The sequence below is a fragment of the Streptococcus mitis genome, from assembly GCF_003942765.1.
In the GTDB taxonomy this organism is placed as follows: domain Bacteria; phylum Bacillota; class Bacilli; order Lactobacillales; family Streptococcaceae; genus Streptococcus; species Streptococcus mitis_BE.
This window is the reverse complement of sequence record NZ_RJNW01000011.1, coordinates 1-13422: the sequence shown is the minus strand read 5'-3', so window position 1 is coordinate 13422 and position 13422 is coordinate 1. Positions and strand designations below refer to the sequence as shown.

Genomic DNA, 13422 nt, shown 5'->3' with positions numbered 1-13422 from the left:
ACGAAGATAGTTGGCTTTGACTGGTGTCGTCAATTCACCCTCGATGTAACGATTTCCTGGCATCTTAGAATCATGTGTCCAACCATCTGTCAATGAATCATCGTGTGTACTATTGGCTACACCATCTCCCACTGTCACAACATCTGTCCAAGTTTTACCGTCTTGGCTGACTTGGATTTTACCATCACGAAGATAGTTTTGAGTTCCGTCTTGGATGTAGGCTCTGATCTTCTTGATAGTGCGTTCGCTGCCAAGTTTTAAGGTTACATGGCCATCTTTATGGGCATAGTCTGAAAACTCAACGAAGTTGTTGTACACACCATCAAACAATTGATCGAGGTTATTAATCTTACGAACATCATTGCTTCCATATGTTGGATGAATGCCCATAGTTGTAGATTCTAGTTTGGTTGGTTGCACTTCTTTAGTCGTTACAAGGAGAGAAGTTGATGGAACAGCCTGTTCTTGGTCTGTTTTATTCACAAGACGAACATAACGTACCAAGTGGGTTGCGACAGATCTGTCTGTCAACTGGCTAGCTGGTGTCCATTCTTGCGCATTTACAGAATACTCTAGACTGAGTGCTGAGTTGGTTTGACCTTGGAGCTGGATACTATTAACTTGATGGATTCGGTCAAGTTTCATGCCTAGATAGCTATTTGCAGGAAGTTTAGTTCCAGCTGGAATTTGAAGTTCATAACGACCAAGGCTATCCACTACTGGTGTTTCCTTCAAGGCATCCACGTTGGTATCTGTTAAGTCAAGATTTGGACTATCTACATCCACTCTAAATTCCGCAATTCTCCACCATTTACTTAAGGTTTCTGTATTACGAATGCGAACAAAACGAGTTGTAAATTCTTGCACGATATCAGAAGTTCGTTGCCCTGTTAAATTTTGAAGTGTAGTCCAATTTGTACCATCCGCAGAATATTCGACGACTCCAGATGCTAGTTTATCCCGTTCCCCTTGCATCAGATGAACTCGTTTTACTTTATGCAATCCACCTAAGTCCATTTGTACCCAAGCTTGTTCTGGTGTGACATTGGTCTGATCAACATGTGCCATCATAGATTCCGTGTTTTCTTGACCATCTTGCATCTGAACAACGCTTGTTCCATATTTATAAATCAGATTTGAACTTAAGCTAATAGTGCCCCTAACCTTCTTACTACCCAACTCTAGGGGTCTATTTACAGCAATTTCACGCATGGCGAGCCAAGCATTATCCTTCTTAGCTGTTGCTATCATACGAACAGCTTGAGCTGTGATATCTAGGCCATTAAATTCCAGAATGCGTTCCCGACCAGTATATGCAGGGTTCGTTAGGGCTACCCATTCTCCTTTTTCATTTTGATATTCCACAACTGCATTACTAAAGGTATAGTTATCAGCTGTATTAATACCCGTAGCGAAACCTAATTTGTGTATTTTAATTGCCTTATTAAAGCGCAAGCCTACATAATCACCTCTTTCAATCACAATTGTTGTTTTGGCAATCACATGTGTATCAAAGTCACCATCTGTGACTTCTTTCAATCCGCCTTCTATTCCAGCACGATTCGTAATAAATGTTGTCACAAATTTATCTGGATTCAACATTGATTGGATATGCAAGGCTAAGTATTCTTTGAGATTATTGATAAATGGTCGAATATGTTGGACACCAAATTCTGCGTATTCATAATGGTCAACGTAAAAGAAGGCATGTTTAACTGACTGATCATAATGTTTGACTCCTGCCTGATAATACTCCCATACCTTGGCATCATTTTTTTCAGTAAGTCCTTCCGTAGCTGTTAAGAAAGCTTCAAGCGCGTTCATTTGATCCACTGTATTATCTAACCAATAGTGAATTTGTTCAATTAATTTCTGATCGCCTTTTTCTTTAAGTAGAAGAGCATTGGCTTTCAAACCAGCAAAAATTTCCCTCAACTCTTTTCTTTCAGAATCCAGATTTTGACCAGATTTGAGTTTGTTATAAAATTCTATCAATTTTGGAGCCAATTCTACAGACTCTTCTAATTTAGTGACATGTGGAGGTCTATTTTGATTACGCATATGTTTTCCGAGTTCTCTAAACGCCTTTGAAACATTGCTTTCTTCGAAACGATCATTGACTACAAAGTTAAAGGCCATATCGTTGATCTGTTCTGCTTCTTCTGCACTTTGCCATTGCTTCCATCCATACTGAGCCATATCAAAAAGTGCTACTTTAGAAGCTTCAGATTGTTGCATTGGATTTAACATAATTCCTTGTGCAAGTGATAAATCAACATTTGGATGTAAGAATTTTTCACCACCACCAAGAATTAGGTGGGGCTTTGTATTGTCATTACATGGCCAGTTAATCCAAAACTGAATTGGACGGTAAGTTTTACCGCCTTCCGTTAAATTTTTCTTTAAGTTCGTTAAGAATATTTGGTCAACAGCACCCCAAACCTTTCCACCAGTAAGTGTTAAATGGACATTTTCAGGAAGATGTTCATTCAAGGTCCGGAGTTCAGCTTCAGTTCCTTGCCCCATGTACCAGGCAGGAACAAAAATCATATCTTTACGAAGACCACTGTATGTTGTTTGTTTTTCAGTCAACCAATTTGTTATATCCTTCATCAAGCGAACATAACTATGATAACCACCAACTGGGCTTGGTGCATCGTCTGCAAGCACACCAAATTCTCGTACTCCTACGTCCAATAACTGAGTAAATTTAGCCTTGATGGTTGCAAGATCAGCCTGGTAATGCGCTTCATTACCAAAGCGGATACGTTTATTCATAAATGGATGAATGGTCCAAACATAACGCGTTTTCGTCTCATTACCGACACGAGCGAGTTCTCGGATTTCAGCTAGTTTTTCTTCTGGGTAAAGTTCACGCCATTTCTTGTTGTGGTATGGATCATCTTTTGGTGCGAAATAGTATTGAGTTAACTTCAATTCACTTCCATAACGCATCAATTCTTTACGATTTTCATTAGACCATGGATTTCCATAGTAACCTTCGATGAAACCACGGTTCTTGATTTCAGCGAAATCTTCCACTGTCACATTGCGAAGGACTGGCACTTGACTTTCCTTGAGCATATGTTTCAAAGTTGTCAAACCATAAAAGACTGCATCTGTGTCTTTTCCGACGATGGAAATAGAGTTGTCCTTGACGGTCAAGGCATAGGCGTCAATCTTGTCAAAGAGGCCTGCGGAAATCTTGGACAAGTTTTGTTCTGCTTGTGAGCCTCGTCCATGCACCCCAAGAAAGATGTTGGTTGCACCTGTAACTGCAGATTTACTAGTAGTATAGGATACTTGATTATCCTGCAAGACACTCTTCAAGCGATTTCGAGTATAGAGATCGAGTTGATCGCCCATAACCAGATTGACTTGCTTATGAAGGGCTGTGACTCCTTCTCCATAAGTCACTTTTTGTGGCGTTGGGAAGACCTTGTACTCTTTATTGAGATAGTCTGCGCTCTTGCTGGCAGCTGCAATACTATCTTCGCTAGCTGGTTTACTTGCAGTGAATTGATCTGCCAATTCAACTGTTCCATCACCTGTTTGCTCGACTTTTGGAGTTTCAGGTGTAGTTGGTTGACTAGGTTTAGAGATTTCTTTATCATTTTGTCCTCCACTCATAGCTTCAGACGGCTTTGTTTCATTCTCTGGAATTCCAGGTGCTTCAGCTGGTTTAAGATTATTTGTCGAATCGGTAGAGCCAATCGCTCCTGTAGTTTCTCCATTTCCAACTGTCGAGCTAGCTTCCTTCCCAGGATTTTCTTCTGCTTTCTTCAAAACTGCTGCAAGTTCATCAGGTAACTTTTCCAATGGCTGAGCTTGAGTTATAGTTCCCTCTTTATCTCCTACACTACCTGTTTCTGCTGCCTCTACTAGATTGACACCAAAGAGACTGGCACCAATCATAACAGAAGCTACTCCAATAGCGAATTTACGAATACTGTAATGACAACGTTTATTGAAAAAATTTTTATCCATCTTTATCTTATCTCCTTTCGTCCAAACACGAAAGTAAACGATTCCATTTTCACTAGTAAAGACGGAGAGGCCTAATTGGTCCTCTCCATCTATTCGACTCATTTATCGATTCATTTTTTATCTTCTACCAATCTATACAAATAGAATGGTATTAGGCGCATAGACTAATCCTCTTTGCGTTTTGCAGTTAATAAAGCTGCTGACAAGGCCAAGGTAACACCTGCCAAGAAAATAGCTGTTTCTGACTGTTTTTCACCAGTTTCTGGCAATCTCTTGTCTTCCTTGGCAACTTGAACTGGTGTTTCTGGAGTCTGAGCTTTTTCTAACGAACTCAGTTTAAACTCTGGTTTTTCTACTGTCGGTGCTGGTTGATTCCCTACTGTAGCTAGAATACCACGGTACTCTGGAAGTTTATGTTCTAGAGCCATTACAGCATTAACGCCACCCTTAAATTCAGGTTTCTCAACACTTGGTACTACTTGATCTCCTACTGTAGCTAGAATTCCTGTGTATTCTGGAGCTTCGTTTACTGCTGCTTCTACAAAGTTAGCACCACCTTTGAATTCTGGAACTTCGTTTACTGCCGCTTCTACAAAGTTAGCACCGCCTTTGAACTCTGGAACTTCGTTCACTGCTGCTTCTACAAAGTTAGCACCGCCTTTGAATCCTGGAACTTCGTTTACTGGCGCAGGTTCCTCACCCTTACTATTTGAAATAGATGGTTTTACTCCTACTTCAATAATACGATCTTGAGCTTTTCTTTGTTCAGAATGAACAAGAGTTCTAGTAGTTCCCAAAACTTGAATATAGTCAACTTTTTCTCCATCTTGTCCTTCAGAAACTACACGACGTTGACCTTGAGCAAGCTCAGGGGTTTCACGAATAACTTCTTTAAACGGAAGTGGAGTCTTTTCAATTTCCAAGCTTGGAACTTCTGCTACTAAGTTCTTAACTCCTTCTGTCGGTGTTGTTTGTAAGGTAGACTTAAAGTGTAAACGATATTCTTTCACCAGATTTCCATCTTTTGAAACAAGACGAACCAGTGTTGGAAGATTTGTATTTCCATGATCCACTATTGTGACTACTCCATGTCCACTAGTTGTCGCAGTGACTTTTGGTTTAGTTCCCATTGTTGTTAGGGTGTACTCTGTCACATTTGGATCAAAGTTTTCCAATGCTTTTCCATCGATTGAAATAGTCGCTGATGGTGTTTCGACTTCTGCTCCCTTTCCTTCAGAGTAGGCTGTAAATTCGACTACTGCTAGCCCGTTAGTAGTCGACTTACGAGTCATTCGAGCACGAATAGCTATCGCTTGAATCGGATCAAAGTTAAACTCGATTGGTTTCCCAGCTACTAATTCTCCAGAAGCTTTGTAAGGAATTGGAGCCCAATTTTCTGCCTTGTTGAATGGATGGTCAGCATTTTCTTCATAACGAGAAATCGTACTTGGTTCTGTAAAGGCAGGGCCAATATATCTTTCTAAAACCATTTTCTCTGGAGCATCTGTTCCACTGTCTTTAAAGAACTGCATGGCAACTTTTCCAATAGCTTGTGAGGTAATGTTACCGTTCTTCTTAAACAATATTCCCACAGAAGTTTCTTGATTTTTTGGTGTACGAGACCAGTTTGTCCAACGTCCATCCTCATTAAATTTTCCATCATTGATATAGAAAATTCTATCATGTGAAGCTGCTTGTGTATCGTTCGTTGTCGAAGCAAAGGCTTTAGAATCCGTTTCATTGTTGCTTGGATTTTCTGAAATGACTTGATTTCCTTTAGAAACAACTGTCACCTGCATTTTAGTGGTTAGATTTGTACCAATGACATGACCAGTAATTTCAAATGTTCCCTCATGCTCTGTCGCATGTTCAGGAATAGCATCCCATTTCACTGCCAGTTTATCTGTAGTCCAAGTAGTTGAAGTTGGGTAATAAACAGTGACTTCTGAAGGAAGTTGAAGATTGTCTCCAACGTTCAAGGTTTTAGCACTATTTTCTGCAGCAAGAGGTTGACTAGTTTCTCTCTCATCATTGCGGAAGATTCGATATTCTTTCAATACCGTACCATCTTCTGCTTTTAAGATGAGACGTGTCGCACCTTTTGGACTTGTTGCTGGAACAAGAGTAACCAAACCATTGTTGCTAGCTGTTGCAGTAATTTCCTTGCTAGATTGAGGAATATAATAATCTGTTTTCGATGGATTAAAGTGTTCAAGCTCCTTGCCATCTACTTTGATAGAAATATCTGAACTTGTTTCACTTAAGACCTTGTTTCCAAGGACAGTTAGCTCTGTCAGACCAACTCCCGCAGTACCTTCAGCCTTTTTCATTCGAAGACGAACAGCATAGGTTTCTACCTTGTCAAAGGTAAAGTGATTGGTTTGAGTTGCAGATAGCTGGCTTGGAGCATGTAAGTTTTCAACTGCCTTCCAGTTGGCTGGATTATTAAATGGATGATTAGTATCACGCTGAGCATTGCTGACATCACTTGGTAAATCTGGAATTTCTTTACCTACATAATATTCAACTACATATTCTTTTGGAAGACCAATTGCTCCATCAGTATAGAAATCAACCGACAAATTGTTAACAAAACGTTTCGTCAAGTCTCCTGAATTACCAAATAAGATAGAAGCCCAGTCATTATCAGTATTTGTTCTCCAAGTAGTCCATCTATTTTTAGCATCTGTTGGCGTTCTTGACACAGTTAGGTCGTTCAAGGTATTAGCTGAATCATCTCCTCCTGTATTGGATACAATGGCAGCTGGCAATTGTGACCCTGTCCATTGTTTCGAGATATTATTTCCAGCAACAACTTGACTAGACACTCGAACATGAGCTTTAGTTGTAAGATTGCTACCTACTAAACGACCATTGATTTCATAGATCCCTTCAGTTTGACTAAAGTTGGCTGGAACCTGTTCCCAAACCACATCTTTGTAGATAGTTGTTCCATTAGAATGGTAAGCACGAACATTAGCTGGCAATTGAACTGTCTCACCCTTAGGTACTGTGAGGCTGACTTCCTCTGCAACTTGTAAGCCTTCAACTGTCACCGTTGCTTGAGCTTCAATGTCTGTGCCTTCTACATGTCCTTTAAGGGTAAAGTTATGATAGCGACCCAATTCTTTTTCATCTACCTTGTCCCAAGTTACAGATACTTTGCGTGGCAAGCCCTTATCAAATTCTGCTCCAACTTCTTTAGGTAGATTCGGTTGCTGATTAATGTCTGTAGAAACAGACACAGGATGAAGTTTCACAATCTTCTTGCTGACTTTATTTTCTTTAATCACCACTTCAGTGGTTACAGATTCTGTTTTCTCTGTTTGATTATCGATTCGAGGTGTCAATGTCACGCGTCCTTTGCTATAAAGAAGGAGGTTTTGTCCATTCACCTCAAGATGCCCACCATCAGAAGGTTTAACTTCTAAGTGAATATCTGAAGCTGAAAATTCTGTTTGAGAACCATCCTCATAACTACCAATGACACGATAAGTTAAAACCTGATCTTCAGTAGCAGTTTCTTTTCCTTCCACAACTACTTCCAAACGTTTCAAGGCAGGAGCTTCCTTAACAAACTGAATTAGGTAAGTTTGAACCAAGTCACCCTTTTGATCACTCAAGAAGACAGAAGCCTGATAACCATTATCAGCAGAAGCTTGCTGAACAGTTACTTGATAACCAGTAGTCTGAGCCCCAACACTTGGAATTGTTCCAGTGTAAGGAAGGGATACACGGTAATAAGTCTTGCCAGACTCGAAGTTCTCAAGAGCTTTATCCCCAACAGTAAGTCCTGTAATGCTACTTGTTGTTTCCTTACTGCTTGCGATAAAGGTTGCCATAACTTCATGGCCATCATCTACTAATTTACCAGTAGCTTCCGTACGTCCCCCTTCCTTGGTCAAAGCAGCAGGATCTTTCAAGGTCCAAGAAACAACATCTGTATCGATCAAACTACCATCTGTCAGAACAGCTGTGACTGTTTTATCCAAATCTGCTGCAGTTGTACCAACCGGTACTGTAGCAACTTTTGGTAACCATCTATCTAAGGCAATCACTTTTACAAGTGCCTCAGCTCTGGTTTCTAAACCTTCTACACGTCCAGATACTTTTTTCTCACCTGCGCTTGTAAGCAAATCAGCTGGCACATCCCACGTTACAGTCTTTTCCTCAACACTACCATCGCTATAAATAGCTGTTACTGTTTGAGGCAATTCAGGATTTGTGCTAACATCAGTTGTTGCTTTTACAGGAGCAAAGGCTACAAAGTGACGATTTTCTTTCTTACCAGACACAGTTGCGACCGTTGCGCTATCAGAAGTTAAACCAGCAGAATCTGCATAAAGAGTAAATTTACCTTCTTTTTCTGTTGATTTTACAATGACAACTCCTTTACCATTGAAAGCACGTCTTTGCCATGTTCCATCCGCTTGAGCTTTGTAGCGCTCACGGCTAGCTTGTTCTCCATTATCCACACCAACAATTTGTCCCTGACCATGAAGATTGAAATGAACAAGATTATTCGCTGTCGGAACCACATTCCCATCGCCATCAACAATTTCGTAATGGATGTAGGATAGGTCTTTCCCATCTGCAGTGATAACATGCTCTTCTTTAGTCAGACGAACTCTTGCTGGTTCACCTGCAGTTGTCACACTATCACGCGCAATTTCGTTACCATTTTCATCTCGAGCAATCGCAGTCAGTGTGCCTGGTTGATATTTTACAAGCCACTCAAGATACAATTCACTTGGTTTAGCCCCCTCATGATATGGACGTCCATCTTCTGTCCTTTTCTTAGTAAATTCCTTTTTACCAAGCGACTCACCATTTAAGAACAATTCGACACTTGCAGCATTTGAGAAGGTACGAACTGGAACCTTTCCATCGACCAGCATCTTGCGATCCTTAAGAGTCTCTTCAGTCCAGTTCCAATGCGGTAAAATTCGGACAGTTGGCTTTTCTTTAGCACTATACCATTCACTACGGTAAAGGTAAAAATCATTCTTCGGTAAACCAGCCGTATCAATGATACCAAAGTAAGAACTCTTCACAGGTGTATTATCTTGGTTATGCCATGGAGTTGGTTCCCCAATATAATCAATACCTGTCCAGATAAATTGTCCAGCATAGCCAGCACGATCACGGTCAAAAGTCCATGACTCAGTAGCTGTTCTTCCCCACCCAACACGGTCATTACCATAATCAGATTGTTCATAGTGACGATTTGGACGGTTATCGTGTCCAAGGATTTGAGCAGGATTGTAATAAGAATCACGCGTTCTAGTAGCTGAAGAGGTTTCAGAACCATAAATAAGCCAGTCTGGATGCGCTCTACGAACCGCATCATAAAAACGTTCACCATAGTTCATACCGACAGCATCCATGATTTCTGCAACTTTTAAGAAATCACCTGTTGCTGCACGACTAAATTTATTCTCACCCATGGTGACATAACGTTCAGTATCAATTGCCTTGATAATAGCCTTCAGACGTTTAGCTGTCTCGATAGAACGAGGACTACCATTTGCCTCTTCTACCTCATTTCCAAGAGACCACATGACGATAGACGGATTGTTCTTATCACGTTCTACCATTGTTCTAAGATCAAAATCAGACCACTTCTCACCCTTCTTAGCTTCAGGATGAGTTGCATCTTGATCAAAGAACCGTCCATAGTCGTAAGTCTTCTTGCCACCATACCAAGTATCAAAAGCTTCCTCTTGAACCAAAAGACCTAAACTAGCTGCAGCATCAAGCAACTGAGGACTAGCTGGATTGTGGGTTGTTCGAATAGAGTTAACCCCCATATCTTTCAGGAGTTTTAATTTCCGATAAGTAGCCTTATAATTCTCTTCTGCACCCAAGGCTCCATTGTCATGGTGAATACTTACTCCGTGGAATTTCATGCGTTCACCATTCAGAGAGAAACCATCCTTAGCAGTCCAATTAAAATAACGGTAACCAAATGTATCTTCTGTTACATCAACTAGTTGACCTTCTTTATAAACCTTTGTTTTCAAAACATACAGTTGAGGATGATAACTTTTTGTCGTCCAAAGAGTTGGTTTATTAACTAGGATTGTTTGTCTGAAATCTGCAGTTTCATTTTCTGCTAAATTCTTCGTTTCAGAGCGCACTAATTCTGAAACAACCTTACCTTCCTTAGTAAAAATTTGTTGTTCCACAAAGACTTTAGCAGCCTTCTTATCCGTATTTTTAATCTTACTTTGAACCTGTGTTTCAACATTCCCTTCTTTTTGCTCAGCAAGTTTTGGAGTAGTGATATGATTACCATTTTCGGCAACATGGACTTTATCACGATAACTAAGGGTTACATCACGATAAATCCCACTTCCTGAATACCAACGACTACTTGGTTGCTTATTGATCACTTGAACAGTAATTGAATTTTCACTACCATCCTTGTTTAAAAACTTAGTGATATCATAAGAAAAATGATTATATCCACTTGGATAATGACCAACAAATTGACCATTTACATAGACCTTTGAATCCATGTAAACCCCATCAAAATTGATACGAACATCCTTATTCTTGTCTGCTTCATTTAATGTGAAAGTCTTACGATACCATGCTGTTCCACCATTTAACTGGCCACCTTCATTACGCGCGGGAGACTTGTGATCGAAGTCAAAATAAATACTCCAATCATGAGGAAGATTCAGTTTAGACCAATCATGAACATCCACATCTTTTTTTGAAAAATCTCCTTGGGCATTTAGTTTAAAATACCAATCTTTATTAAAATCTTGTTTTCGATCCGATAATAGTTGTTTTTCCTTTTCAACTTCAGCTTTGTTTGACTCTCCAGATAGTGCTTGCGATTTTTCAGAAGAAGGTTTGATCTCTGTGTCTGCTTTCACTTGGTCCTTTTCAGAATTTTTTTTAGAATCCTCTTTCAGTTCTGTTCCAGATGTTGATGCAGATTCAACAGGCTTTGGATTTGCCTCTTCAGATTTCTGTTTGTCCTCAGCCTTGGTTCCTTCTTCTACTTTATTTGGAGTTTCCACTTTAGGGCTAGCTAATTCATGACTACCCTCATTAGCAGGTTTAGTAGGTTCTGTATCCTTAGTAACTTTTCCTCCTTCCGATTCAGCTTTTGGTTTTACAAACTCACGCCCACCATTCTCATCAGCCTTTGCGATAGCAGCTGCCACATCATCGGGAAGCTTATCTAAAGGCTGAGCTTGATGAACAGTTGTTTCTCCTGTTTGAGTATTGGATGAAGCCACTTCCTCAGCTTGTACAGCTGAAATGCCAAATATACTAGCCCCAATCATTACAGATGCCGCACCTATTGCAAATTTACGAATGCTATAATGACAACGTTTATCAAAAAGTCTTTTGTTCATTAAAATCCTCATTTCTTTTTCTTGATACAAAGTAAGCGCTTACTTTATTTTGAAAAACGACCTCCTTCTGAATACACAAACACGTACCAAGTTCGATAATATATTTTATATATTAAATATATCAAAACACACCTAAAATTGCAATCATTTTCCATCAATTTAACCTAACAAAATGGTATGCAAGATAAGTTCATTCAAAAGAAATAAGTGCAATGAAAGTAGCTTTCTATTCTAGACTCTTTCCAATACAAATTTCATTCTATTAATAGCATTTTCATACTTCAAATTTATAGTTTATGGACTCATATCATTTTAGACTGCATTATATAAAAAGAAGGTAAAACATTATTCTACCTTCTTTTTTCCTATTTTCTATCCAATGTCCGAAGTGCTGCTTGATAAGTTTGCTCCATCAGCATGGTAATGGTCATAGGACCTACACCTCCAGGAACTGGTGTGATGTGGCTAGCAAGTGGGGCAACTGCCTCATAATCAACATCACCACATAGCTTCCCATTTTCATCGCGATTCATCCCAACATCAATGACAACTGCTCCAGGTTTAACAAAGTCAGCAGTCACAAACTTGGCACGACCGATTGCTACCACCAGAATATCTGCTTTAGCAGCCACCTTGGCAAGATTATGAGTCCGTGAGTGAGTCAAAGTCACTGTAGCATTCTTTGCCAAAAGAAGCTGGGCCATGGGTTTTCCGACGATATTGGAACGACCGATGACGACCGCATTTTTACCTTCCAAGTCAATCCCATATTCATGGAACATTTCCATAATCCCTGCAGGTGTCGAAGGAATCATGACTGGATGACCTGACCAAAGACGCCCCATGTTTAGCGGATGAAAACCATCGACATCCTTTTCTGGGTCAATGGCTAATAAAACCGCCTCTTCATCAATATGTTTTGGCAATGGTAACTGGACCAATATCCCGTGCCATTCTGAATCTTGATTGTATTTGGCAATCAAGTTTAACAATTCCTCTTGGGTAATGGTTTCTGGAACTCGGACTACTTCACTACGAAAACCAGCTGCAAGGGCAGAACGTTCCTTATTTCGAACGTAGACTTGGCTGGCAGGGTTGTCCCCAACCAAAATCACCACCAAACCAGGTACTAAACCTGTCTCCTCCTTTAATCTTGCAGTCTTTTCAGCCAGCTGTCCTTGTAACTTAGCTGCTAGAGCCTTCCCATCAATAATCTGTGTCATATCACTTCTCTTTTCTTTCAAATATCTTCCATTATACCAAAAACTGTTAGTCCCCTCTAACACTTCTTTCCTAGGCAATCCTATAGTTTCAAACTATAAGAAAAAGGAGCGGATATTCCATCCAACTCCTTATTCTTATTAGAAAATCTAATTAGATTTAATCTTCTTTTTTCTTACGAGCAAGAAGTCCAAACCCTCCTAGTGCTCCAAGAAGTCCGAGCGATGCTAGACTAGCGTTAGCTTCTGTACCTGTGTTAGGCAACTCTTTTTGACCTTCAACATATTTAGGTGTTTCTTGTTTAGAAGGTTGAGAAGGTTGAGAAGGTTGAGCTGGTTTAGCAGGTTTTTCTACTTCCCTTGGATTTGGAACGTAGTTAATTACTGTATCTTGACTTGGATCTGTTGGGATGTTTGGTACTACATATCCTTTTGATGGATCTTTCGGATCAACTGGTTTAAGTGGGTTGCCATCTTTATCTTCTGGAGTGAATCCTGGAACGTATGGTAACACTTCTGTTGGTTGTCCTGGTTTTGTTGGATCTTGTGGGTCATTTGGATACTTGATTGGAGTTGTTGGTTGACCTGGGATGTTTGGAATCCATGATCCGATTGGTTTGTACACGTATGTTACTGTTGAACCGTCTTTTCCAATCTTACCTTTTGCTTCTCCTTCAACACGAACAAGTAGGTGTCCTGGAACAACTTTTCCAGTTGTTGTATACTCATCTCCTACTTTTCCTTCTGTTGTTTCTGAAGGGATTAAGTCTTTGCCTTTTTCATCTACATATTTAACTACCAAGTTTGCTTTGTTTGCTACGTAGTTAATTACTGTATCT

Annotated in this window: 3 protein-coding genes and 2 pseudogenes; all 5 read right to left on the bottom strand. The window is 40.0% G+C overall.

Annotation, left to right across the window (positions count from 1 at the left end):
- Positions 1 to 3729, bottom strand: a pseudogene (locus tag D8849_RS10165) (beta-N-acetylglucosaminidase domain-containing protein); the annotation flags it as partial.
- A gap of 150 nt (positions 3730 to 3879) precedes the next feature.
- A pseudogene (locus D8849_RS10730) lies at positions 3880 to 3987 on the bottom strand (YSIRK-type signal peptide-containing protein); the annotation flags it as partial.
- 164 nt (positions 3988 to 4151) lie between these two features.
- Positions 4152 to 11363, bottom strand: a complete 7212-nt coding sequence (locus D8849_RS10160; protein ID WP_125386997.1) for an SIALI-17 repeat-containing surface protein — start codon at positions 11361 to 11363, stop codon at positions 4152 to 4154.
- Positions 11364 to 11728: 365 nt separating this feature from the next.
- Positions 11729 to 12586: a bifunctional methylenetetrahydrofolate dehydrogenase/methenyltetrahydrofolate cyclohydrolase gene (locus tag D8849_RS10155; RefSeq protein ID WP_049510683.1), complete on the bottom strand. Its 858-nt coding sequence runs from the start codon at positions 12584 to 12586 to the stop codon at positions 11729 to 11731.
- 157 nt (positions 12587 to 12743) lie between these two features.
- On the bottom strand, positions 12744 to 13422 hold a 679-nt coding region (locus tag D8849_RS10150), incomplete at its 5' end, for a MucBP domain-containing protein (protein WP_125386996.1).